Origin of the sequence: Bradyrhizobium sp. B097, from assembly GCF_038957035.1 — a bacterium.
Classification (GTDB): domain Bacteria; phylum Pseudomonadota; class Alphaproteobacteria; order Rhizobiales; family Xanthobacteraceae; genus Bradyrhizobium.
Genome location: NZ_CP152412.1, coordinates 7,032,951 through 7,058,265 on the forward strand (window position 1 = coordinate 7,032,951; position 25,315 = coordinate 7,058,265).

Consider the following 25,315-nt stretch of genomic DNA (forward strand, 5'->3'; position numbering starts at 1 on the left):
TAGGCTCCCCGATGGACTCGTCTATGCAGATCCTCAAGCCTGAGTTCGAGGTCCGACTCGTAATCCCGCCACGTCATACCATCCACGCCTGGGGCGGCTTTTCGCTTGAGCGCGTAGAACTCCGTCCGGAGCATATCGACGTTGGCGTGGTGGAAGAGCGCGGTGAACTGCTCCTTCTTCCTTTGCCTTGCGACTTTCCGCACGCGGTCCAACGCCTGGGTCACGCGAACCCGGCTCTGTGTCCGGCACTTGGTTTGCTGGTCCGTGTTCCCCTTGGTCCCCGGCCTTGGTTCCAACAACTCCGCAGACGATCGCGCGGCTTTGTTCGTCAGCTTCATACCATACCGGAGTAAGACCTCTCTGGATCGTGCATCAGCGGTTACGGCTGCTCACCTTCCCGCCACCGACTATCAGACCAAGTAGGATATGGTCGATCCAAAGACCTCCCGGTTCCCGCACAAGGAGCCTACGTAAATTGGCCGGGTTCATGAGGGCGGTGGCAAGACAAGTGCGGCCGGCTCACGAACTGCGCCGACAGCATCCCGACCTCGCCCCCAACATCCGACGCGCGCTGGAGCTGCGCATCAAGGCCTGGCGGGCACTCAACGGTCTCGAACAGGACGTGATCTTCCGTCAGGATTCGAATGCTGGCTTGCTGCAGGCGGTGAACGCACGTCACGGCCGCCCACGCCTATGCACATACATTGGAGTGGCCGAGGGGCTAACGGCAAGCTTGCGGCTAATGACGGGGCGGTCCAACACATCCCAAAGGTCACGGCCGCCGCTACGGCCCTCTCCCTTGTTCTCGTGCCATCATCTGGATTATTCAGGCTGCGGTTGCGGGAAACGCTTCGCCGTTATGTTTCGGAATGGATAGATTGACGACGTCCTGTATCCTATAATGAAGGACTGGAACCGACGATGCGGACGATGATCTCGCGCGCTGAGGTATTAAAAGTCTAACGGACGCAAGCCAGTTGCCCGTGCAGCAGCGATTACTGTGTTGACCATCAGCATAGCTATGGTCATTGGCCCAACTCCTCCCGGAACCGGAGTAATAGTCCCAGCGATGCGCGCCGCTTCAGAGAATGCGACATCGCCCACAAGCTTGCTCTTGCCGTCCCCCTTCTCTGGAGCAGGCAGACGATTGATACCAACGTCAATCACCGTCGCGCCGGGCCTAATCCATCCCGCATTGACCATTTCGGCCCGGCCTATTGCAGCCACCACTATGTCGGCCGTCCTCGTCAAGGCGGCGAGTTGCTTCGTACGAGAATGCGCCATGATGACGGTAGCGTTCGCGTTGAGAAGCAGTTGCCCCATTGGCTTCCCAACCAAGTTTGACCTTCCAATCACAATGGCGTTCAACCCAGATAAATCGTCCCCATGTACGCTGCGTACCAAGAGCATTGCTCCCGCAGGGGTGCACGAAATCAGTCCTGTATCCAGATCGCCGACCGCCAACTTGCCGGCATTGGTGACATGTAGCCCGTCGACGTCCTTGTCCGGCCGGATGGACTGAATGACCACGTCACTGTCCAAGTGCTTGGGCAGGGGCAGCTGCACCAGAATGCCATGGATCGATGGATCGGCATTGTGGGCGCCGACCAGTCCGTTGAGCATCTCCTGGCTCGTCTCCGCCGGCAACGTGTGCTGCACTGAATGGAAGCCGCATTCTTTAGCCATACGGCTTTTCGCGGCAACGTAAGCGTGGCTCGCCGGGTCGTCGCCGACAATAATGACTGCAAGGCCCGGCTTCGTGCCCGTCTCGGACGCGATCCTTGCGGCTTCGGCCTTGACCACCTCAATCACTGAGGCTGCCGCACTCTTTCCATCGATAACACGTGCCATGCATTAGCCCGTCCGTTTAGAGGCGTAGCTTCCTGGGCTCGCCGGAAAGACCACTGTGCGACTTCCATCAATAAAGGTGCGGTGATGAATGTGCGCGTGAATGGCGCGTGCCAGGACTTGGCTTTCGACATCCCGTCCGAGCGCAACATAGTCGTCTGGGCTATGTGCGTGCGTTATGCGCACGATATCCTGCTCAATGATCGGCCCCTCATCGAGATCGGCCGTTACATAATGGGCCGTAGCACCAATCAACTTCACTCCACGCTGATATGCCTGCTTGTAGGGGCTTGCCCCCTTAAAGGATGGCAAAAAGGAGTGGTGAATGTTGATGATTTTTCCAGCCATCCTTTTGCAAAGGTGATCGGAGAGCACTTGCATATAGCGAGCCAGCACGATGAGCTCTGCACCCGTCTGCTCAACTAGCTCAACGAGCTGGGCCTCTGCCGTCGGCTTGTTCTCTTTCATCACTCTGATGTAGTGGAACGGAATGTCATGATTGACAACGAGCTTCTGGTAATCTAGGTGGTTGGAGACGACACCCACGATCTCGATCGGTAGAGCGCCGATTCTCCAGCGATAGAGCAGATCGTTGAGGCAATGACCGAACCGCGAAACCATTAGCAGCACTTTCATGCGCTTGGTCACATCGTAGAAGTGGTACTCCATAGAAAACTCTGCACCTATCGGCGAGAAGCCCTCGACAACCTGAGAAAGTGCCGCGCCTTCTTCCGAGACGAAGGACACACGCATGAAGAATTGGCCCGCATCGCAGTCATCAAATTGCGACGAGTCGATAATGTTGCAGCCTTTGCCGGCAAGATAACCCGCAACAGCGGCAACGATTCCGCGCCTAGTCTTACAGGAGACGGTCAAGACAAACTGCATGACGTAGATCTTTCATGCGTCGGCAAGCCCTGAACGTCGGGATCAAGCTTGCGGATGCTCGCTGGAGATAGATCAGATATCCAGGGTGTTCTGGTGTTCCCAAGCCGTAAATTGGGCGCAGTAAGTGTTCCACTCGCAATGCTTGAGCTTCAGATACGCTGAAGAGAAGTCGGTGCCGAGCGCAACATGTAGCGCGGCATCCTTCTCGTACTCACGCAGTGCGTCCAGCAGATTTAGCGGCAGCTTCGGCGCATCGGTCACGGTATGACCGTCCTTGTACATGTCAATATCATAGTGACGGCCCGGATCCGCCTTGCAGCGGATACCCGACAATCCTGCGGCAATAATAATGGCCTGGAGCAAGTACGGATTCGCTGCTCCGTCGGGCAAACGGAGCTCGAAGCGACCGGGGCCAGGCACGCGCACCATGTGCGTCCGATTGTTACCTGTCCAGGTGACAGCGTTGGGAGCCCAAGTCGCCCCGGAAATTGTGCGCGGCGCGTTTATGCGCTTGTAGGAGTTCACGGTCGGATTAGTGATGGCCGTCAATGCCGAGGCATGCTTCATGATGCCGCCAAGGAAATTGCGCCCCTTCTCCGATAAGCCGAAGGGCATCAACTTGTCAGTGAATGCGTTGTTCCTTCCTTCAACGTCCCAGACCGAGATGTGAACGTGGCAGCCATTTCCGGTTAGTCCCTTGAATGGCTTTGGCATGAAAGTCGCGCGCAACGCGTTCTTCTCAGCTATCGATTTCACCATGAACTTGAAGAAGGAATGCTTGTCGGCTGTTTTCAGCGCGTCATCATATTCCCAGTTCATTTCGAATTGACCGTTCGCGTCCTCATGATCGTTCTGATAAGGTTTCCAGCCGAGCTCAAGCATGCAGTTACAAATCTCGGCAATCACGTCATAGCGCCGCATGACTGCTTGCTGATCGTAGCAGGGCTTTTCGGCTATATCATACTCGTCAGAGATTTTAGAGCCATCAGGCGAAATCAAAAAGAATTCAGGCTCCACACCCGTCTTGATTCGCAATCCTTCGGAAGCGGCATCCTCGATGAGATTTTTAAGTACAACGCGGGGGGCCTGCTGGACCGGCTTGTCATCCATGGTGCAGTCTGCCGCGACCCACGCCACATCCTTCCTCCACGGCAGTCGAATGACCGAGGATGCATCAGGCATAGCGAACAGATCTGGGTGCGCAGGCGTCAAATCAAGCCACGTTGCGAATCCAGCAAAGCCAGCTCCCTCGCTCTGCATTTGGGCAATTGCCTGAGCTGGGACCAGCTTCGCCCGTTGTCCGCCAAACAGGTCGGTGTAGCTGATCATAAAATACTTGACGCCATGCTCCTGGGCGTAGGCTGAAAGATCCATCTTTTCCCCGTGTGTCGTTTAATTGGTCGTTCCCCGGTCTTTCCGTCTCTCAGCAGAATCTCTCAGAAGTCTCCCTTGCCAGGAAACCAGCTGGTCCCAGCCAATGGTACACGGGCCATGGCCGCTGCCTCTAACGTCAGCGCACACAGATCCTCGGGCTCCAGATTGTGCAGATGGTTCTTTCCGCACGCCCGTGCGATCGTCTGCGCTTCGAGCGTCATGACCTTTAGATAGTTGGCAAGGCGGCGGCCCGCAGCGACTGGATCGAGCCGCTGCATCAATTCCGGATCTTGCGTGGTGATTCCGGCTGGATCCTTACCTTCATGCCAATCGTCATAGGCTCCCGCGGTCGTACCTAGCTTCCGGTATTCGTCCTCCCAGCGGGGATCATTGTCTCCAAGCGCAACGAGAGCGGCCGTACCAATAGCAACTGCGTCGACACCAAGCGCAAGCACCTTCGCAACATCTGCGCCCGAACGAATGCCGCCCGAGATGATCAGTTGCACCTTGCGATGCTGGCCAAGGTCCTGCAAAGCTTGGATGGCGGGGCGGATGCACGCGAGCGTTGGCATACCCACGTGCTCGATGAAGACGTCCTGCGTCGCAGCAGTCCCACCTTGCATACCGTCCAACACCACAACATCCGCACCTGCCTTAACCGCCAGCGCCGTGTCGTAGTAGGGACGGGCCCCGCCGACCTTCACATAAATGGGCTTTTCCCAATCGGTGATCTCGCGCAGCTCCAGGATCTTGATTTCGAGATCGTCCGGTCCAGTCCAATCAGGGTGACGACAGGCAGAGCGCTGGTCGATCCCTTTGGGCAGATTGCGCATGGCAGCGACGCGATCGGAAATCTTCTGACCGAGCAGCATGCCTCCGCCGCCAGGTTTCGCTCCCTGACCGACGACAATCTCGATGGCATCCGCGCGACGCAAGTGCTTCGGATTCATACCGTAACGCGACGGGAGATACTGGTAGACGAGCGTTTGGGAATGGCCCCGCTCTTCCTCAGTCATGCCTCCATCGCCAGTAGTAGTAGACGTCCCGGCGGCTGTGGCGCCGCGACCGAGCGCCTCCTTCGCGTGAGCGGATAGGGCACCAAAGCTCATGCCAGCGATTGTAATTGGAATCTTGAGCTCAATAGGTTTTTTCGCAAAACGAGAGCCAAGCACGACTGACGTGTCACACCTCTCGCGATAGCCCTCGAGCGGATAGCGCGAGATAGATGCGCCCAGAAACAAGAGGTCGTCAAAATGCGGCACCTTGCGCTTGGTACCGGCACCGCGAATGTCGTAGATACCGGTAGCAGCAGCGCGGCGGATCTCGGCCAGAGTATGGTCGTCAAAGGTCGCTGATTTGCGCGGGGGAGTGTGGGGATTGTGGTAGCTCATAGATGTTCACTCGCCTTAGTACGCGTCCGCGTTGTCGATATTGAAATTGTAGAGTTTGCGCGCTGAGCCGTAACGCTTAAACTCCTCCGGTTTCACGCCTTTGACGCCTGCCAATTCGAGCAATGCTGCCAGCTTCGTAAGATGTTCAGGACGCATGTCTTTCGCGACACAGTCGGCACCCAGGCTTTTCACTGCACCACGTACGAAGATTTTCGCTTCGTAAAGTGAATCCCCCAAGGCTTCGCCCGCATCGCCCAGCACAACCAGGTGCCCGGATTGCCCCATAAACGCCGACATGTGACCGATGTTACCGTGCACAACGATGTCGATGCCCTTCATCGAGATGCCGCAGCGGGAGGCAGCATTGCCCTTGATGACGAGCAAACCTCCACGGCCTGTAGCACCAGCATACTGACTGGCGTCCCCCTCGACGACGACAACCCCCGACATCATGTTCTCTGCGACACCGGGGCCGGCTGAACCTCGCACGGTAATAGCACCACCATCGTTCATGCCGGCGCAATAGTAACCCACCGGCCCCCGCACCGTGACCACCACCGGCTGGTCGACGCCAACCGCGATCGAGTGACTGCCCCGCGGATTGACTACCTCGAAAGCCGTGTCATTGGCCCCAGCAGAAAGCCTATGAAGCGCAGCGTTGAGTTCACGGAGGCTTTGAACAGAGAGATCGAACGTGGGCATGACTTCCCTTCTTGGAGCTTTCGCAGCAAACAGCAGATGGTCTGCGACAATATTCGTCAGGCGGCCTTATCGTGGTCCCAGAAATAGACGGTGGCCGGCTCCGGCTCCCAGATTCGAGCCGCCTCAATACCCGGAAGCACAGCGAGGGCGCGGTATTCGGTCCCAAAGGCGACGTATTGATCGGTCTCGGCCATGACAGCCGGCTTGCAGGCAATCGGGTCACGCAGGACGCCGAAGCCGGTCTTAGTGCCCACAACGAACGTAAAGAAGCCATCGAGATCATCGAGCGCACCGGCCAGAGCCTCCCCCAGATCCTTGCCCTTGGCCATTTCCGCGGTCAGATACGCGGCCGCGACTTCTGAGTCGTTGTCTGTCTCGAAGGTCATGCCCTCACGAACAAGTTGGCGACGAACGTTATTATGGTTCGACAAGGAGCCATTGTGCACAAGGCACTGGTCCGCCCCAGTTGAAAACGGGTGGGCGCCGAGCGTAGTGACCGCGCTCTCCGTCGCCATTCGCGTATGACCGATCCCGTGAGTTCCCTTCATCGACCGGACACCGAAGCGAGCTACTACATCTTTAGGCAGACCCACTTCCTTGAAGATCTCCACGCTCCCGCCGGTCCCCATAATGCGCACGTTAGGACGGTGCGTCAGCAGAAAGCGGCGAATCTTGGCGGCTTCCGCCGACGTTTCGACTACCGCATGACTGCTCTTGACGAAAATGACCGCATCGATTCCGGCCGCGCGCAGATCCGCTTCAAGGCTAGCGAAGTCCACGTCAGGAGCCGGTGACTGCAGCGTCAACTTCGTCTTACCACCTTCCCTGCCGTAGATAGCGATTCCGGCCGAGTCTGGCCCGCGATCCGTCATCGTCACGAGCATGTCTGAGAGCAGGTCGCCCAACCGAAGCTCCAGAGTTTTGTCTTTCAAGAAGAGCCCAACGATGCCGCACATGCCCGCCCCGTTCAGATGAGATGCATCCGAGACCTGTACCAGCGGAAGATCGCGAAAACAACCCACAGGAACCTTTTTTTCTTATAGAGAAACTCCCCCAAAGTGACCTGCTGCAAAGTTCAGCCAGCGGACGCCCCCCCCAAAGCGCTCAAGAAGCGCGAATCTCGTTCAAATTCTGATCGACGATAGTGCCCGGACAGGCGCTTTAGCGTTCACCCACCACGCAATGTACGCTTACGGGCGCTGCGAGGACTCCGGCCAAAGGCGGAGGCAAAAGCGCGCGAGAAATGGCCCGCACTCGAGAAGCCCGTCGCGAAGGCGATTTCAGACACCGACAAGGGGCTCTGCTCGAGTAGTCGTCGAGCATGGTCAAGGCGTATCCGACGATATGTATCGAGGAAGCCTGCATGCATCTCAGATGCGAACAGTCGGTCTAGATGGCGAACGCTGATATCGACGAAAGCGGCCATAGCCGAGCGCGATAGCGGCCGCTCAACTGAGGCCTCCATCTTTTCAAGGACGGCAAGCAGCGCAGGATGGTTTGTACCAAAGCGCTCAGCGGCAGCGCCCCGTTGCGGGGCACCCGGTTCGGCAATCGCCGTGTGCAAGTACCAATCACTAACACGGCGCGCGAAGTGGGGTCCCATCCGTTCACCAATGATTGCATGCATCATATCTAGCGGGGCTATACCCCCGCCGCAGGTGATACGGTCGCCGTCAAGCACGTAGCGCGCTTGGCGCGGGGTTAGATGCGGAAAGGCTTCACGCAAAATCGGCGCATGTTCCCAATGGATGGTGAAGTCGCGATTATCGAGCAGGCCGGCTGCAGCGAGAATGTAGGCTCCGCTGGAGATTGCGCCGATACGGATGCCCTGCCGAGATAGCCGCCTCAAAACCGATACGAGCTGCTCGTGCCCAAGCCAATCCTGCCTTGTACCGCCCGCACAAACGAAGATCGTGTGACAACGCGCTCCTTCGGATGCGATCGACTTGCATGAAATGAGCAAGCCCGAAGAACTAGCAACCGGTGCAGCATCAGACGAAAGGGGCACAACCTCATAGAGCGGTACGCCTGACAAGAGGTTGGCGGCGCGCAGCGGTTCGCTTGCCGACGCGTAGGACATCAGCGCGAAATTCTCGATGAGCGCAAAGCCTATCCTTTGGGTGCTCTTCGGATTGAGCGGCATGTCCCATTCTTACAGTTTATTGTCCCTTTTGTGCAATACTGTGAGCTGGTCGGCTGATAGCCTTTTCTTCCGTTTTCAGAGGCAAAGCACGGAATGCGCTACTCGGCCCTATCGATTTTCCTACGCGGCCTTCGTGGCAACAAGCATTGGCGTCCAGCGTGGCGCGCGGCACAACCGAAACCTCGGTATGACGTTGTTATTGTGGGCGGCGGCGGTCACGGCTTGGCCACGGCCTACTACCTCGCCAAGGAGTTCGGCATCACCAACGTGGCAGTGCTGGAAAGGAGCTACATCGGCGCGGGCAACGTAGGACGCAACACCACCATTATTCGTTCGAATTACCTGCTACCGGGAAACAACCCATTCTACGAACTATCAATGAAGCTCTGGGAGGGCCTCGAGCAGGATTTCAACTTCAACGCCATGGTCTCTCAGCGTGGCGTTCTGAATCTTTTCCATTCAGACGCGCAGCGCGATGCTTACATCAGGCGCGGCAACGCAATGCGCCTGCATGGAGTAGACGCCGAACTGCTCGATCGCGAAGCCGTTCGGAAGATGCTGCCCTTCCTTGATTTCGAAAATGCTCGTTTCCCAATCCAGGGCGGCCTGATCCAGCGCCGCGGCGGCACGGTTCGGCACGATGCCGTCGCTTGGGGATATGCGCGCGGCGCCGATATGCGGGGCGTCGACATTATCCAGGAATGCGAAGTGACTGGCATCAGACAGGCCGGTGGACGGGTACTCGGCGTGCAAACGACCAAGGGCTTCATCGGCTGCGGCAAGTTGGCTCTAGCCGTCGCCGGAAATTCTTCGCTTGTCGCCGAGATGGTTGACCTGAAACTGCCAATCGAAAGTCATGTGCTTCAGGCCTTTGTATCGGAAGGGCTTAAGCCCTTCATCGATTGCGTCGTTACATTTGGCGCCGGTCACTTTTACTGCTCGCAATCCGACAAAGGCGGTCTCGTCTTCGGCGGTGATATTGATGGCTACAATTCCTACGCCCAGCGCGGCAACCTCGCCGCCGTCGAGCATGTTGCGGAGGCCGGTAAGGCAATGATCCCGGCGCTGTCGCGCGTGCGCGTCCTTAGATCCTGGGGCGGGATTGTGGATATGTCTATGGATGGATCGCCGATCATCGACCGAACCCATATCGACAACGTCTATCTCAATGCCGGCTGGTGCTACGGCGGCTTCAAGGCCACTCCTGCATCCGGCTATTGCTTTGCGCATCTAATTGCTCACGACGCTCCGCAGGCGACGGCCACCGCTTTCCGTCTTGATCGGTTCGCACGCGGATTGATGATCGACGAAAAAGGTCAGGGCGCCCAACCTAACTTGCACTGATCCTACAAGGTCAAATGAGATGGCAAGCCTCGTTCCATGTCCCCATTGCGGCGTCCGGCCGAAGGAAGAGTTTACGATCAAAGGTGCGGCGCTTAGGCGGCCCCTCCCGGATGCGCCGGTCGAGTCCTGGCTCGACTACGTTTACTTGCGCAACAATTCGCGCGGAACTCATGAAGAATTTTGGCATCATACCTCCGGTTGTCGCCGCTGGCTGATCGTGACCCGCAGCACTGTCACTCACGAAATTGAAGCTTCTCGGGACGCCGCGGTGTCACTGCTGGATTCCAACACATGACCTCGTATCGTCTACGTAAAGGCGGGCTCGTCGATCGCCGGTCCACTTTGCGCTTCAGCTTCGACGGCAAACGATTTTCAGGTCACGACGGTGATAGTCTGGCGTCGGCGCTGCTCGCCAATGGCCAACGGCTCGTCGGGCGCAGCTTCAAATATCACCGCCCGCGGGGCATTCTGACGGCGGGCTCTTCTGAGCCAAGCGCACTCGTCACGATAAACTCGGGCGGACGGACGGAGCCAAATACGCGGGCGACTATGCAGGAGCTCTATGATGGGCTCGAAGCAAAGAGCCAAAATCGCTGGCCTTCGCTTGATTTTGACATCGGTGCAGTCAATGGGCTCCTTTCGCCCTTTCTCGGCGCTGGCTTCTACTACAAGACGTTCATGTGGCCGGCGGCCCTCTGGGAGAAGCTCTACGAACCGGTCATTCGGAAAGCGGCAGGACTAGGCAAGGCAACGTATGATCCCGATCCTGACGCCTACGAAAAACGCTGGGCTCACTGCGATTTGCTCATTGTCGGTGCAGGCCCAGCAGGCTTGGCTGCAGCCTTAACCGCCGGGCGCACCGGCGCTCGGGTGGTGCTTCTTGACGAAAATGCGTTGCCTGGGGGCGGCCTGCTCTACGACACGGCCCTCATTGGCGGCCAGGCGGCGGCTGACTTTGTCCGCAAAGCCGTGGCAGAGCTCGAGAGCATGCCTAACGTCGACTTGCTGACCCGCACCACCGCATTCGGTTGGTACGACGGCAACGTATTCGGCGCGGTCGAGCGAGTGCAGAAGCATGTTCAGCAGCCCCATGCAAACCGGCCGGTTGAACGGCTCTGGCGCATCGTCGCGAAACGAGCATTGCTGGCGTCGGGTGCAGAAGAGCGGCCGCTTGTGTTTGGCGGGAACGACACCCCCGGTGTCATGATGGCATCCGCCGCACGAAGCTATCTAAATCGTTACGGGGTGGCCTTCGGCAAAACGGCCGCAATATTCACCACCAACGACAGTGGCTACGCCCTCGCGCGCGATCTCGAGGCAGAGGGTGTTGACCTCGCGGTCATCGTGGATAGCCGGCTCGATGCATATCTAGCTTGGACAGGCAGGGCACGATTGATTCAGGGCGCCTTCATTAGCAATGCCCACGGCGGCAAGTCGCTATCCTCGATCGAGATTTGGAAGAGCGGTACGGTCGAGAAGATCTCAGTTGATGCACTCGCCATATCAGGTGGCTTCAGTCCCATCATACACCTTGCCTGTCATCGCGGCCGCAAGCCCGTGTGGTCTGAGCAACACGCCGCGTTTCTAGCCCCTCCTGATCTCAAAGACCTAAGCCTGGCGGGCGCCGTCAACGCAGAAGCAGGCATTGCTGCGTGCCTCACTGATGGCGCCGCACGCGCGTCTCAGATTCTTGGCGAGCTTGGTTTTTCAGCGACCGCCGCCACTTTCGGGACAGTAGAGAGGGACATCGCGCCGAAGGCCGCGAAGCCGGTCTGGACCGTTCCAGGTGTGAGCAGCAAGGCGTTCGTAGACTTCCAAAATGACGTGCACCGCAATGACATCGACCTTGCAGTGCGGGAAGGTTATGGTCATGTCGAGCATGCCAAGCGTTATACGACCACCGGTATGGCGACCGACCAAGGCAAGCTGTCCAACGTCAACGCAATCGGGCTTCTGGCCGAGGCGCGCGGCGTCTTGCCCTCACAGATAGGCACAACTACCTTCCGCCCCTTCTACACTCCGATATCCTTCGGCGCGCTCGCGGGCACTTCGCATGGCCATCACTTTCAACCGGTGCGCAAATCGCCCCTGCATGAATGGGCGGCGAAGAACAATGCAAAATTTGTCGAGACTGGCCTTTGGTATCGGTCTTCCTGGTTTCCCCGCGCCGGAGAAACGAGTTGGCGGGAGAGTGTCGATCGCGAAGCGAAGAACGTCCGAGCCAACGTCGGCCTATGCGATGTCTCTATGCTCGGCAAGATCGAGATCTGCGGTCAAGACGCCGCCGAATTCCTCAATCGGGTTTATTGCAACGCTTTCGCCAAGCTACCCGTTGGCAAGGCCCGCTATGGGTTGATGCTGCGCGAAGACGGCATGATATACGACGACGGCACTACAAGCCGGCTTGAAGAGAACCGCTTCTTTATGACCACCACAACTGCATACGCAGCAGGCGTGATGAACCATCTCGAGTTCTGCGCACAAGCACTCTGGCCGGAGCTCGACGTTCGTTTGGCGTCCGTGACCGATCAATGGGCACAGATGGCAGTTGCTGGACCGAAGTCTCGGCTAGTGCTGCAGAGCATTGTGGACGAGGATCTTTCCAACGACGCTTTCCCTTTCCTCGCCGCCCGCACTGTGTCACTGGCTGGAGGCCAGCTACTTGGTAGACTCTTCCGCATCTCGTTTTCCGGCGAACTGGCCTATGAGCTCGCCGTGCCAGCCGGCTATGGTGAGAGCGTAGCTGATGCGGTCATGCAGGCTGGACGAGACTACAACATCCAGCCTTATGGCGTCGAGACGCTTTCCGTCCTGCGGATCGAAAAGGGCCACGTCACCCATAACGAGATCAATGGCACCGTAGTGCCGGCGGATCTTGGTTTCGCCAAGATGGTCTCCCCCACCAAGACAGACTTCATCGGCAAACACATGCTTTCCCGCGAGGGCCTGATTGCGCCAGACCGTCCTCAGTTAGTCGGCGTGGTGCCGTTGGATCCCAAATCGAGCTTCAGCAGCGGATCGCACATCCTTGCCAAGGGCGCAGAAGCCACCTTGGAGAATGACCAGGGATATGTGACGTCGAGCTGCTATTCGCCTCACGTGGGCTCGACGATCGGGCTAGCACTCGTCAGGCGCGGAGCTGATCGACACGGAGAAGAGATCCTAGTTTGGAACGGCTTACGAGGAGAGTTTACACCCGGACGCCTCTGTAGCCCCACGTTTGTTGACCCGAAGAATGAGAAGCTCCATGCTTGATGTTGTCTTATTCTCTCGCGCAGCATTGGCCGACAGAGCACCATTGGTGATGGCTGACGTAAGCCTGAAGCCACTGTCAGATGGGCACATAGTTCTTGTAATAGCGAAGCCAGGGGGCGGGACCTCGAAGATGCCTGACCAATTGCGCGCTATCCCCTATTCGGTTCGTCCAGTTTCGCCCGGTCAATGGTTCATCGTTTCCGAGACAGCGATCCCGCAGGATGCGTTGAGGGGGATGCTCGAAAGCCTAGCCCCTGAGGCGGTCGGCATTGACCAAAGTCACGGCCGAGTTCGTATCGCCATCAGTGGCCCGACCGTCGAACGTACGCTTGCGAAGGGTACGGGAGTTGACCTCGCTCTCTCCACCTTTCCGATCGGACACGCGACTACGACCCTGTTCGGACACATCGCGGCCCATTTGACCCGCATCGATGAAACGTCGTTCGAGCTTATTGTCTTGCGCGGTTTCGCCGAAAGCTTGTGGGACGACCTCTTGCGCATGTCTTTGACCGCCTAGAGCCCGGAGCCAACGCACTCATCTCCTTTCGCACATGACCTGGAGCGACCATCGAGTGCCCATCGTGTGGTATTGATCAACTGATAGGCCAAAGTTACTTCGAAGAGTACCGCGGTTTTTATGGTTTATCCGCGGAGGCGACCGATGCTGCTCTTTCGTTCCGGCGTCCCTTTCGAACGTATTGGCTCTCGACACAGCGACGCCCGTCACCACGCTGTTCCAGCTGCTGGATTTTCGGAGCATACGAGGTCCCAAAAGAGTCTCTGGTCGAGGAGAGTTGTGCATAGGCCCGAGGCATCGTACAGCCGCTGCAGGGATGGCTGATCCTGTCGAAATTGACCGACTGCACGCTCACTAAGTTAAAAACCATCACGCTGCGGTGGCCCACGGGTATCCGCCCGTCTACGCGTCGGTCGCACAAAGCTACCGGAGCGCTAAGCAGAATTTCCGCAATGTAAGACCAGGACGCGTGGTCAGTATACTAGGCCGGGCGCCTTATTTTACGGCGGGGCAGGGCCTACCGAAGCTAGGCGAACCCGGGCGCGGCTCTCTCCACGGGCTAGGAGCGCTCGTTCGGCGGCCGCCGCTGTGAGCCCGCGGCTGGCCCCGTTGGTTCAAAGAGCTTGCGGGCTAACTTTACGTTCGTGACCAATCTTTGGGTGTAAGCCTTGATCTCGTGCTGCACCTCCCAGGCCTGGCGGTCGGTCGGGCCTGCTAACGGAGAGGTCCTGGATTTGCGCTTATTCGCCACATAGGTGACATAGAGGCGACGCCCTGGCGATTCAACGTGCATTTGTGAGCGAAACGTACGAAGCACGCGCTTTTGAGCGGGGACGTAACATCCGGTATGCTGTGTCCGCGGCTTCTGCCTCAGGCAGTCCACCTCTAGCCCCCAGCGCGTAGGCGCGGCACTGCCGAACAAGGCGGATGCGTACGTTGCGGCAGAAACACCCGCGAGGTTTAGCTACCAGCCGGGGCCGCTTCAATCGGTGTCTGACCAGAGCGACATGAAGGCACTGCTCGACGATCTGATCGAGAACGATGCGGAGTTGGCGCACTATACCCGTGCGGCGTGCATCGTCGTAACGGGTGAGCCGAACTGAAAAGCGGCGTTGCCGAAGCCGGCCATCCGGCTTTCCGGTTTCATGTATCACGCATAGAAGCGAAAGCGGCTCTTATGCGCCGCCGAACCTCCAGACCGGGATGCCGAGCTTCTTCGCCTTGTCGGCAAGATTGTCCTGAATTCCCGTGCCCGGGAAATGCATCACCCCGATCGGGAGCTCGTTGAGCATCGTGTCGTTGCGCTTGAACGGAGCGGCCTTGGCATGCTTGGTCCAGTCGGGCCTGAAGGCGATCTGCGGAACCTTGCGATTGTCGGCCCACCTGGCGGGGATCAACTCGGCGCCCTTGGGAGATCCGCCGTGCAGCAACACCATGTCCGCATGCTTAGCATGCACCTGGTCGAGCTTAGCCCAGATCAACCGGCGATCGTTGAAGTCGAGACCACCGGTCAGCGCGACTTTCGGTCCGGGCGGAATGAGCACATGATTGTCGGCGCGCTTCTTCGCGAACAGGAAGTCGCGGCTGTCGATCATCGCGGAGGTCAGATTGCGGTGGTTGACCTTCGACCCATTCCGCCTGGCGGCCGCCAGACGGAATGGGTGTGGCGTTTGGCTGACCTACTCTCTGGCTTTTGATAAGTCGGTCGAACTGATCTTACCATGCTGCACGGGCCGGCGCCCCAATTGCGGATGACGCCAATCAATCTCGGACAAGGTAGCGGATCAGCTCAAAAAACTGAGCAAATCTTGCACACATTGCGTTCACCCCACCATCTCATTTCGAGTACGATCCTCTACTCCACGGGTACCGGGAAGGGTGAACACAGTGAAAAAAGCGAGCACAGCGACATCCAAGACTACAAGACCAACAGAGCGAGATGTCGACCTGCTCACGGGTTCGTCTGCCCCAAAAGAAGTGCCCCCTACGCTAGAGGCTGAAATTGGTGCCGAAATCCGACGGCTTCGAAAGCGGTTTGATCTGACGGTATCCAAACTGAGCGGGGCATCAGGCATTTCTCCCGGAATGCTATCGAAGATCGAGAACGGCACCATTTCGCCATCCCTATCGACCCTATCATCTCTGGCGAAGGCTCTAAATGTCCCCATAGCTCATCTATTCCACGAGACAGGCGAGCAACGCGACTGTTCCTTCGTCAAGGCGGGAACGGGCGTTCGCATCGAGCGTCGCGGCACAAAGGCGGGACACCTGTATGATCTGCTTGGGCATTCGCTTGGTGGCGAGGTCGTCGTTGAGCCTTACTTGATAACGCTCAAGTCAGATGCCGCGCCCTACACCGATTTCCGACATGCGGGCGTTGAATTCATATACATGTTGACTGGCAAGGTCAGATATCGGCACGCTGACCAAAGCTATCTGCTTCAGCCCGGAGACGCTTTATTCTTTGATGCCGCCGCCCGTCACGGTCCGGAAGAGCTGATCAAAGCTCCAATGACGTATCTTTCTATCATTGTTTACCCACGGCAGAGTTGAGAGACTAGCGCCTTCGGTCGCGCTCGTCATACGCACGGCCGCGCACAACAGTCCTGGTTTGTTGTCACCAGCGACGACGCTCGTGTAGCGATCTTATTCCGTTCAAAGATACCCGTCAGGCGGTGCCGATTCTCTCGTGGCTCTCCGTGTAAGCCGGAGCCTTGCAATTGCGGCGAAGAATTCATCGTGCAATGTTGTGAATAGCCACCGCGAAGCGACTTTGCGTAGACGACTGCTACGGTGATCTAATGGGCGTCCGGCCAGTGCGCACAAACCAAGGCGTGGGCACTGTTGCTCGTGCAAAGTCCATAACCCTCGTTTACTCGGCATTGGGATCCGCCACCGTCACGAGAGGCGGTGGCGGATCCTCTTCAGTTTGCTGATAAAGTCACTTTCCGGAATTGACCAACGAGACATCGCCGATTGAGCTATCTTCTTGTAGCCCATACTTTTTCAGGAGCTGGGCATAAGTGCCGTCGGCTATCACTTCATCCAAGGCTTTTTTCAAAGTGTCGCCTAGTTCCTTATTCTTTGCCAGATACGGGAAACCAAACAAGAAATTGGCCAAAGGAGGGCCTCCGAGCGGTTTGAAGACATCTTCTCCCTCGGCCTTCCTCGCCTGCGCGAATGCGGTGGCTCCAATAAAGCCGGCGTCCACTCGGCCCTGCTTCATCATCAGCTGTTGTTCTGATCCGTTAGCGACCTCCAGCTGCTCCACACCAGGTCTCCCAGCTTTCGTACAATTTTCCTCGCTCCAGCGTTCAACGGTTCCGAGCATGGCTTTGCTACCCCGCGTATTCGCCACACGTTTTCCGCATAGGGCGGCCAGGTCCTTGAATTGGTCGGCCTTCGCGGTGAGAGTGTAGAGATAGGTCGGCTCGTTCAGGAAGTCGATGAAGCTCACCCCGTTTTCGCGCCTCTCGGGCGTGTCCCACATGTCCCCTGTTGCGACATCTACGCGGCCAGTTTTAAGGGGAGCAAAGCTGGCTTGCTCCACCCAACCAGCTTCAATCCAGTTGACCTTTAACCCGGCCTTTTTGGCCATCGCCTCAAACAGGTCATGGTTGAAGCCCGTTAGCTCGCCGGTTTTGGGGTCCTTGAATTCTAGCGGTGGATAGATGACCACGGTCCCAACGTTAATCGTCTTGCGCGACTCCTGCGCATAAGCAGCCGTGGTCAGTAGGCTCGCGCAGAGAGCGAAGCTAGAGACCAAATTACGCACGACAGATCTACTAGACATGTTATCCCCTTTTAGGCTCAACTGGATAATCGGGCATAATTCCTATCGCGCGTTTGCGCATTCCTGAAGCCTAACAATGCCAAAGCGGCTTTGCCCTCTAAAGATGCTGCCGCTACAGATTTTTTAGGTTCTCTTGAACTCTCCGAAAAGCTATGGGCCTTCGTCAGCCTTCGGGGTGTCGATGGGGAGACTTGGACCCAGGATAATGAAACCACAGCAAATCTTCCTGCAGTCGATCTGGCTTCTTTCTTTTTTAGAACCGATCGGCCTTCCCGATCGAACGCGCGGCTCAACCAAACTCCTACTGGACAGGCGCGCTCTCACGATGTCCATGCGACCGAAGTGTTCGCGGGGCTTCAACTACTGATCATCCCTGTGACGAGCCGCGCACATACTTCTTGGCTTTCATCCGCTTGTACATCGCTTCTTCGGCTTCCGGTGAACCATCATGCGCTGTTCCGAACAGCCAATCGAGCCCATGAAGCTCTCCGCCGTAGTTCACTTCAAAATACTTGTGGTGCAGGTAATGAAAGTAGATGTCATTGTCGATAAACTCGCCGTCACGCGTAGCAACGGCATGGAAGCCGAGGTGACCGATGGCTGGATGAAGCCCGAAAAACATGAGCATAAACATGGAGTGTATAGGGTTTGAAGGAACCACGGCAACGATCAGCACAAGCGAGAAGTAGATAAGGTGCTCGAACGTGTGCATCGACAGGCCGGACCACGGGCCGGGGTTGAAGCTGTTGTGATGCACTTTGTGAATCCAATGATAGAGCGGCCCCATATGGATCAGGCGATGAACCACATAGAAGTGTATCCCTTCCCAAAGGGGCACTAATAGCAGCAAAGCCACGCAATAGATCGGATGTTGCGCGAAATCGACACGCGCAATGTAGCCGTTGGCGTACATCCACCAGATCACCGCTTCGTACGCCGTCCAGACTGGCACTCCACTGCACATCGTCCAGAACACATTTTCCGCTGTTTGACTTCCAAATAGGAAGCTTGAATTATCAGCCTCAGGCCACCTCGCGTTGTACTTAAAAGCCGTTTGCTGTCGGCGCCGGATATAGAGCATGAAATGCAAGCCGCCGCAGATCAGCAGCTCCAGCACTGCATTGCGCAGCAGGATGAGCGAAATCCAGCCAACACTGAAGTTCCGCATAGTCTCTAGTGACGGCGTCAAATAACGAATTGTGAAAAAAGTCAACACCAGAAAGGCAGCATTCCGAGGCCAAATGTAGCCCGGAGAACCGAACATATAGCGTAGAAACTTGATCGGCTGGACCGGCCAGACGAAAACTGGCGCCCGCGTTATTAGCCTTTTGGGTGTCCAGTACCCTCGTTTGTCGCGGTTGCCATATAGGGTGTCATCCAGGCCCTTCTCCATCGATAAACTCGCCTCCAACCTATTCGGATCGGGGCAGCTCTTTGCCGCCGAATGAAGGGGGTCGCTTCCGACGCCAAGAAGTCGCTCTTTCAAACGCGTGCGCAGTCCGAAGCAGAAGAGGCTCGCAGTAGGGCTTGGCCACTAGCTGAATTGAGACCGGCAAGCCTAGATCACCAAAACCTGAGCAAACAGAGATTGCGGGATAACCGGTTACATTGAAAGGTATGTTGAAACTAACGTTTTCCCAGGTAGACCACTTCTGCACCGCTTCGAATGGTATCGCTTCGGTCGCTTGCGACGTCGTGACAAGTATGTCTACGTCCGACATAGCGGCTGCCATCTCAAGGCACAACTCGCGCTGACGTCGCAATGCGTCGACGTACTGATCGCCAGTTATCAGCGCACCCAACGCTACGCGGTCTCGAAAGAACTCGCTGTATTCATAATAGCGCGTCGTCAGCCATGGCTTATGAACAGCGTAGCCTTCAGCAAAGCAGATCAGGGTACAACACGCGTGATAATCACTTAGGGGCGACAGGCTTACATCAGTTATGTTGGCGCCTAGCTCGCGCAGCACGTCTAAGCCCTCTTCGATGCCCGTCCGGGTCGCCACGCTAACAGGGGCATCGACTTCATGAAAGTGACGAACCACGCCGATCCGCAGTCCCTTGATCCCGCCGTCGATGCCTGAAGTGAAGTCGGCTACCGCGGATTCCATTCTACCAGGCTCATTCGAGCCATGAGCCACCATCGCCTGCAGCAGGAACGCGCAATCCTCTGCCGTCCAGGCCATAGGCCCAGCATGATCCAAAGTGAAGGAGAGCGGGAGAATGCCGCGACCGTCGATCAGCCCATAAGTTGGCTTGATCCCAGAGATCCCGCAAACTGACGCGGGGCCACGGATCGAACCGCTGGTGTCTGATCCTGTACCGCCCAAAATGAAACCGGCGGCAATAGCAACGGCCGTCCCGCTACTGCTTCCTGCCGGACTGTAGTTCAGATTCCAGGGATTGCGAGGGGGAGGCCAAGGCAGGTCAAACGACGGCCCGCCCAAGCCAAACTCATACGTAGCGAGTTTGCCCATGAGCACCGTACCTGCCTCGGCCAGATTGCGAACGGCAACTGCATCTTCGGCCGGAACGTTTTCCTGCAGGATACGAGAGTTCCAGGTAGTGCGTATTCCGGCCGTGTCAAAGGCGTCCTTGTGAGCGATGGGGATGCCATCCAGCCTGCCCTTGGGCTGACCGCTGCTCCAGCGTCGCTCTGATGCGCGGGCATCAGCCATGGCTCGCTCCTCAGTTAGGAGCAGGAAGCTATTAAGCTGAGCGTCCGCGGCGCTAATCCGACTGAAGCAATCCTGCGTCAGTTCAACGGGCGAAAGCTTCCCTGCCTCGAACAGGCGGGACGCTTCCGAGATAGTGAATTGCGGCTTCATCGACGCTGCTCGGGGTTGAAGGCAAGAGAGGGCCGAGCATCCGGGGGTCTTCTGCGCGAAACCCGATCAGCCAGCAAGTCGACAATCGGGCTCGCACGTCGCAGTTCGGCAATCGTCTCCGGTTTAAGTCGTAAGCCGCTTCGACTCATCGCGCTATCGAATTCAACGTCGGTCATGCATCCTTCCTTTCTCGAACTCTGCTGTATGACGTGGTCAGGCGGCTGCTTCATGGCCGAAGAAACCGCTTTACAACCCTTGAGCGCGCAGCTTGCCCAGAGATCCTCGCGGGAATCCCAAGCCGACTATTATCCAGCCCTTGAGCAGTCCTCGACGTACCGCAACAGTACCTCGTAGTCGTAGTTCGCTATCGGGCCCGCAGCTCCACTCATTGGTACAGCGCGGTCTGAAACAGTTCGCTTAATTCCTGCAGCACCGCGCGTCGTCCCGTCCGAACTCACTTGTACTCCAGCTCCTGCCACCACGGAAAGTAATCCGGCATGTCGCTTGAGACCTTATCCTTGAACATGGCCGGACGCTTCTCTAGGAACGACGTTATGCCCTCCCTTACGTCGGTAGAGCGTCCGCGCGTGTAAAGACCCCGGCTATCTATCTTATGCGCCTCCATCGGATCTTCGGCGCCCGTCATGCGCCACATCATCTGTCGGATCAGCGCGATCGACACCGGCGCGGTTTTGGAAGCTATCTCCTTGGCCAACTCACGCGCAGTATTTAATAGTTCGTCCGGGGGGACCACCTTGCTGACCAGCCGTCCCGCTAATGCCTCGCGCGCTTGAAAGACACGGCCAGTATAGCACCATTCCAATGCTTGCGAGATGCCGACTATGCGTGGCAAAAACCAGCTAGAAGCTGCCTCTGGCACGATCCCACGTTGAGAGAAAACAAAACCAAAGCGTGCAGCTTCAGAGGCGATGCGGATATCCATCGCTAGCTGCATGGTGACGCCAACACCAACCGCGGGACCGTTCACCGCGGCTATCACTGGCTTCAGACTCTTGAAAATGCGCAAAGTCACCTGTCCACCACCGTCGCGGACCCGCGGATCGCTGTAATCGACTTGCTGATTAGGCAGGCGACGTACCGGGCCACGCTGCGCGTCGCGATCAAAAGTGTTTGTGCCGGTAGAGAGGTCCGCGCCGGCGCAGAACCCACGTCCGGCGCCGGTGACGATAATGGCGCGGATGTCATCGTCTTGATCGGCGGCGTCGAAGGCATTGATAAGTTCGGATTGCATTTTCGCGTTGAACGCGTTGAGCTTGTCGGGCCGATTCAGCGTAATGGTGAGGATTTGCTCGGAAACCTCATATTTGATCGTCTCGTATGCCATTCGGTTCCCTCAACTGTCTTCCTGAACGTAATTCTGGCCGTGGGCTGCGTTTGATCAGCCGGATCACGCGCTGCATTCAATTGCGACTCTCATCGCAGGTCAGATGAGCACAAAAGCAAACCAGTCTTCCGGCGCTCCCGCTTTCGATGAGAAAGTCAGAAGTTCGCTTCAGATAACTCAAAATCGGCGGCGGCACTCGAACAAATGCATATCCTTGCCTGCCCCGGCGATAAGAGAGCGGGTCCTCATGACGCGCTTCCGTTTCCGATCACGCCGGAAACCGTGGCAAGCCGGTCGAACACTATCGTGCCGGGAGTCTCCGCAAGAAGTAGGTGTTTGGCGACCTTTGATGAAACAGTCTTCGGTAGCGATGTTCTGCTCTCGAAGAACCGGGGCACCTTGAAGGGCGCGAGATTACGGCGGCAATGATCGACTAGAGCGGCGACCTGGGCCTCCGTTCCCCTTACACCCTCCCGCCACACCACGATCGCTTTGATCTCCTCACCGCGGACCTCGTCCTTGACGGGGACGACAGCGACTTCAGTGACGTCCGGGTGCGCCGCCAAGACAGTTTCAACTTCTCGCGCCGCAATGTTCTCGCCACTTCGACGTATCGAGTCCTTGATGCGTCCAACGATATAGAAATAACCACGCTCGTCCATCCGAAATAGATCGCCAGTACGAAACCAGTCGCCGTGGAAGGCTGCGTCTGTCGCATCTGGCCGCTTGTAGTAACCTTGCATAATGCCGGGGCCACGAACTAGCAGTTCTCCGACTGTACCTGGCGGCACCGTCGCACCGCTCTCGTCGGCTACGCGGCACTCCCGAAAGGGGCAAGGAATTCCGCACGATCCGGAACCGACCATGTCGGTCGCTTCCAAAGGCATATAGAGTGTCGATGCGATTTCTGTCATCCCGTAGGCTTCGCGCGCGCAGAGATCGAAACGCTCCTCGAGTTCGGCGTGCAGTCGCGGCGGAACCCCGAAAATGCTCGCCCGGATCACGGCATTCTCGCTGTCGCGGGAATCGACTGGCTGCTTCAGAGTCAAATGTGGCAAATGGCAAAATTCGATCCCGTATTCTCGCACCCACCTCATGAAGCGTGAGGCGCTCTGCCGCTCGGCAATGTAAAGCGTTGCCCGCTGGTACAGCGTCATCAGCAATATCCACTGCGGGTCAATGTAGAAAAATGGCGTGGATGTTAAGATCCGACGATAGACCCGACCGTCGCGGAACGCATTGACCTTGCCAGCACTAAGCCAAAAGCGCTGTGACAACATGCAGCCCTTCGGAAAGCCAGTCGTGCCTGACGTATACTGGATGTTGAGCAAGGTATCGTGATGCACATCGGGCGTCGGCAGCAAGGCGCCGGGATCGGCCTGCATCAAAGAGCCAAGGGCAACGTGGCCTGCTGGCGCACTTCCCGCGACAATCATCCTTTCTGCGGGCATGGAGACCGCTCCACGCGCGATGGCCCGCTGGATCGTCGGCAGCAGTAGCGAGGTTGTGACGACAAACGAGGCGCTGCTATCGTTAAGGACGTATTCTATCTCACGCTCGCTATACCCGGTATTCAGCGGCACCATTACCGCGCCAAGAATACCTAGTGCCAACCAGGTCAACGGCATCGCCGCGATATTGGGCAGCATCACCGCAACATGCGTACCCTTCCTTATACCGAGCTGCACAAATCCGGCAGCCAACGCGCGTGTTTGGGTCTCAAGCTCATCATAACGTAGCTTTTCTCCGCTATCGATGAAGTGCCAAACGAGCGAATCTCCGCCTTCTCGCGACGCTTCGCGGATTAGGGCTTCGAAGTTTATTGGGAGGGGTTCGGCCTCAATAAGCGCGCGGCGCTCATGTGCGGGAGGGACCGTCGCCAAAGCAATACGCGCGCGCTTCTTGATGCCCGCAACTTCCTTCAGTCGTTCATCTGCAATCTGCAGCGTGTGGACCGGCTTGGACATGGAACCCCCACTTTAACGCCACATCGTTCTGCAGCGTGGATGTGCGACAGTTGGGCTTTCTTAGATGAGTTGTTGCTGGGCCGGCCAATATTTTCAGCTCACTTAGGTGCTTCCAAAAGGTTATATTTCCATGCCTTCTCTCTAGTCATAAACTAACCAATAGGGAGCTGACATGGCTCGAGAGCCAGCACATCAAACCTGGACAACTTTTCTTATCCCGCCCGGAGCCGATGTCATTTCACAAGGCATTGGATTACCCCGTTTGGGCATGAGTATTCGTGCGAGGCGGGAGGATTTTATGCGGCCAACCTTAAACCAATCGCGCAATCTTGGGCAAAGCCGTCAAGACGGCTTGTTTCACGTGCTTACAAAACCGCGAGTCCGCCACGGTCCTGAAGCTCGCCGAAAAGACCGCCTCTTGGCTTCAATGCGACATTCGATAGCTGTGCAGCGACTTTCAATCACTGACTTCGCCCGCACTCCCAGCGCGCTCGGCGAGGCGCCCGCAGACAGTTCGCTGCTTAAAATCATTCATGAAGTCGAGCAATGGGGACGTATGCTGCCAAATGAAACCGCTCAAGCGGTTGGGCAGAACGTTCCGCAGATAACTTAGTGTAGTGCTGGTCGAGAGATAATTTTGCGGCTCAACAAGATGTAGTTTGAGATCCGCCACCGCCCCTAGAGGCGATGGCGGTCGTACTTCGCGTTTCTGACGAAGCTCACTTACCGGCGTCGATCGTTGACGAATTACCGATCGAGCTGTCTTCCCGGAGATACCACTTATTCAAGAGCTGGGCATAGGTACCGTCGGCTATCACCTGATCCAACGACTTCTTGAGTGTGTCTCTAAGAGCCGTGTTCGTTGCCAATACGGGGAAACCGAGCAGAAACTTGCCCAAGGGTTCGCCGAGCTGTTTGAGCAAGTCGCCATCGCTCATTTTTGATGCTGCAAAATTACTTGCGTTAGTGAAGCCGGCATCGACTCGCCCCTGCTTCAATGCCAACATCTGTTCTGCTGTGCTCGCCACTTCAAGCTGTTCCACGGCAGGCTTTCCTGCTTTCGTACAATTTTCCTGGCTCCAGCGCTCAACGGTCCCGAGCATCGCTTTGCTACCGCGCGAATTAGCCACACGCTTTCCGCACAAGGCAGCTAAGTCCTTGAACTGGTCGGCCTTCGCGGTGAGAGTGTAGAAATACATTGGTTCAGAGAGAAAATCGATAAAGCTCACCCCGCTTTCGCGCCTCTCCGGCGTGTCAAACATATCCCCCGTTGCAACATCTACGCGGCCCGTGCGGAGGGGAGCAAAGCTGGCCTGCTCCACCCAAGCAGCCTCGATCCAGTTGACCTTGAACCCAGCCTTTTTGGCCATCGCCTCAAACAGGTCATGGTTGAAGCCCGTTAGCTCGCCGGTTTTGGGATCCTTGAATTCTAGCGGCGGATAGTTAATGACGGTCCCGACATTAATGATCTTCTCGGAAGACTGCGCATATGCCGAGGTAGCTAGTAGGCTAACACAAAGAGCGAGGCTGGATACGAAGGTACATATGGCGGTAGATCTAATAGGCATATTGAGTCCCCTCTTGTTTAAGTCGACGGCAGTTCACTCAGCTCAGCACCATTGAAATAAGATTCAGCGCTCCCCACGCTCCGCTGTGATCCATGGTAAAGGGGCTTGCCACCTCACGCGAGACCCGAGCTTCGTCGGTCACTATAACCATTGTCATTCTGAGCCGGCGAGATCACGCATCACGGCGAGCGTCTCGCACTAATTCGGATTCACGCGCGGCAGTTAGCCCTTCTAAGAGCATGAACGCCGATTTCATTGCGGGCGCCCCGAATGATACTATCGCGCTTTTGCTGCCCCCGTTTTCGATGAAGCGCCATTCCAAACCCTGTTCGTCAGCGGAAAATAGGTCACC

19 protein-coding genes and 1 pseudogene are annotated in these 25,315 nt (G+C 57.1%); 6 read left to right on the forward strand and 14 right to left on the reverse strand.

Features of this window, described 5'->3' with window-relative positions; translation table 11 throughout:
• Positions 1–951 precede the first annotated feature (951 nt).
• The 7 genes from folD to AAFG07_RS32405 form a co-directional block, all read right to left on the reverse strand.
• Positions 952–1,851: a bifunctional methylenetetrahydrofolate dehydrogenase/methenyltetrahydrofolate cyclohydrolase FolD gene (gene folD, locus AAFG07_RS32375; RefSeq protein WP_342723772.1), complete on the reverse strand. Its 900-nt coding sequence runs from the start codon at positions 1,849–1,851 to the stop codon at positions 952–954.
• A 3-nt stretch (positions 1,852–1,854) separates the two neighbouring features.
• Positions 1,855–2,736 (reverse strand): formyltetrahydrofolate deformylase, encoded by an 882-nt coding sequence (purU, locus tag AAFG07_RS32380; RefSeq protein WP_342723773.1) that lies wholly within the window; start codon positions 2,734–2,736, stop codon positions 1,855–1,857.
• A gap of 72 nt (positions 2,737–2,808) precedes the next feature.
• Positions 2,809–4,110: a type III glutamate--ammonia ligase gene (gene glnT / locus AAFG07_RS32385; protein WP_342723774.1), complete on the reverse strand. Its 1,302-nt coding sequence runs from the start codon at positions 4,108–4,110 to the stop codon at positions 2,809–2,811.
• Between the two features lie 62 nt (positions 4,111–4,172).
• Positions 4,173–5,501 (reverse strand): glutamate synthase-related protein, encoded by a 1,329-nt coding sequence (locus tag AAFG07_RS32390; RefSeq protein WP_342723775.1) that lies wholly within the window; start codon positions 5,499–5,501, stop codon positions 4,173–4,175.
• Positions 5,502–5,516: 15 nt separating this feature from the next.
• Positions 5,517–6,203 carry a GXGXG domain-containing protein gene (locus tag AAFG07_RS32395; RefSeq protein ID WP_342723776.1) on the reverse strand — a complete coding sequence of 229 codons (687 nt, stop codon included), beginning with the start codon at positions 6,201–6,203 and terminating at the stop codon, positions 5,517–5,519.
• A gap of 56 nt (positions 6,204–6,259) precedes the next feature.
• Entirely contained in the window at positions 6,260–7,159 is a 900-nt protein-coding gene (locus tag AAFG07_RS32400) for a glutamine amidotransferase family protein (protein WP_342723777.1), read from the reverse strand.
• Positions 7,160–7,371: 212 nt separating this feature from the next.
• Complete coding sequence (locus AAFG07_RS32405) at positions 7,372–8,346, reverse strand: GlxA family transcriptional regulator (protein ID WP_342723778.1); 975 nt, start codon at positions 8,344–8,346, stop codon at positions 7,372–7,374.
• A 93-nt stretch (positions 8,347–8,439) separates the two neighbouring features.
• Here AAFG07_RS32405 and AAFG07_RS32410 point away from each other — a divergent pair, with 93 nt between their 5' ends.
• The 4 genes from AAFG07_RS32410 (at position 8,440) to AAFG07_RS32425 (ending at position 13,462) form a co-directional block, all read left to right on the forward strand.
• Positions 8,440–9,690, forward strand: a complete 1,251-nt coding sequence (locus tag AAFG07_RS32410; RefSeq protein WP_342723779.1) for a sarcosine oxidase subunit beta family protein — start codon at positions 8,440–8,442, stop codon at positions 9,688–9,690.
• 19 nt (positions 9,691–9,709) lie between these two features.
• Positions 9,710–9,985: a sarcosine oxidase subunit delta gene (locus AAFG07_RS32415; protein ID WP_342723780.1), complete on the forward strand. Its 276-nt coding sequence runs from the start codon at positions 9,710–9,712 to the stop codon at positions 9,983–9,985.
• Positions 9,982–12,945: a sarcosine oxidase subunit alpha gene (locus AAFG07_RS32420; RefSeq protein WP_342723781.1), complete on the forward strand. Its 2,964-nt coding sequence runs from the start codon at positions 9,982–9,984 to the stop codon at positions 12,943–12,945. The genes AAFG07_RS32415 and AAFG07_RS32420 overlap by 4 nt, the downstream gene beginning before the upstream one ends.
• Positions 12,946–13,075: 130 nt before the next feature.
• Entirely contained in the window at positions 13,076–13,462 is a 387-nt protein-coding gene (locus AAFG07_RS32425; RefSeq protein ID WP_342723782.1) for a sarcosine oxidase subunit gamma family protein, read from the forward strand.
• A 1,175-nt stretch (positions 13,463–14,637) separates the two neighbouring features.
• Here the strand turns inward: AAFG07_RS32425 and AAFG07_RS32430 are convergent.
• A pseudogene (locus tag AAFG07_RS32430) lies at positions 14,638–15,134 on the reverse strand (DUF2493 domain-containing protein); the annotation flags it as partial.
• Between the two features lie 215 nt (positions 15,135–15,349).
• Between AAFG07_RS32430 and AAFG07_RS32435 the strand changes: the two are divergent.
• Positions 15,350–16,015, forward strand: a complete 666-nt coding sequence (locus AAFG07_RS32435) for an XRE family transcriptional regulator (RefSeq protein ID WP_342723783.1) — start codon at positions 15,350–15,352, stop codon at positions 16,013–16,015.
• Between the two features lie 388 nt (positions 16,016–16,403).
• On the opposite strand, the gene AAFG07_RS32440 is transcribed toward AAFG07_RS32435, so the two are convergent.
• From AAFG07_RS32440 to AAFG07_RS32460, 5 genes are all read right to left on the reverse strand, one after another.
• Positions 16,404–17,237 carry a transporter substrate-binding domain-containing protein gene (locus AAFG07_RS32440; RefSeq protein ID WP_342723784.1) on the reverse strand — a complete coding sequence of 278 codons (834 nt, stop codon included), beginning with the start codon at positions 17,235–17,237 and terminating at the stop codon, positions 16,404–16,406.
• A 385-nt stretch (positions 17,238–17,622) separates the two neighbouring features.
• Positions 17,623–18,648: a sterol desaturase family protein gene (locus AAFG07_RS32445; RefSeq protein ID WP_342723785.1), complete on the reverse strand. Its 1,026-nt coding sequence runs from the start codon at positions 18,646–18,648 to the stop codon at positions 17,623–17,625.
• A gap of 19 nt (positions 18,649–18,667) precedes the next feature.
• Entirely contained in the window at positions 18,668–20,083 is a 1,416-nt protein-coding gene (locus AAFG07_RS32450) for an amidase (RefSeq protein ID WP_342723786.1), read from the reverse strand.
• 454 nt (positions 20,084–20,537) lie between these two features.
• Positions 20,538–21,428 (reverse strand): crotonase/enoyl-CoA hydratase family protein, encoded by an 891-nt coding sequence (locus AAFG07_RS32455; protein ID WP_342723787.1) that lies wholly within the window; start codon positions 21,426–21,428, stop codon positions 20,538–20,540.
• Positions 21,429–21,673: 245 nt separating this feature from the next.
• A complete protein-coding gene (locus AAFG07_RS32460) occupies positions 21,674–23,395 on the reverse strand; it encodes an AMP-binding protein (RefSeq protein WP_342723788.1) in 1,722 nt (573 codons plus the stop codon).
• A gap of 172 nt (positions 23,396–23,567) precedes the next feature.
• On the opposite strand from AAFG07_RS32460, the gene AAFG07_RS32465 reads away from it, so the two are divergent.
• Positions 23,568–24,008, forward strand: a complete 441-nt coding sequence (locus AAFG07_RS32465) for a hypothetical protein (protein WP_342723789.1) — start codon at positions 23,568–23,570, stop codon at positions 24,006–24,008.
• 106 nt (positions 24,009–24,114) lie between these two features.
• Here AAFG07_RS32465 and AAFG07_RS32470 read toward each other — a convergent pair whose 3' ends face one another.
• On the reverse strand, positions 24,115–24,963 hold the full coding sequence (locus tag AAFG07_RS32470) for a transporter substrate-binding domain-containing protein (protein ID WP_342723790.1): 849 nt from the start codon (positions 24,961–24,963) through the stop codon (positions 24,115–24,117).
• Between the last annotated feature and the right edge of the window lie 352 nt (positions 24,964–25,315).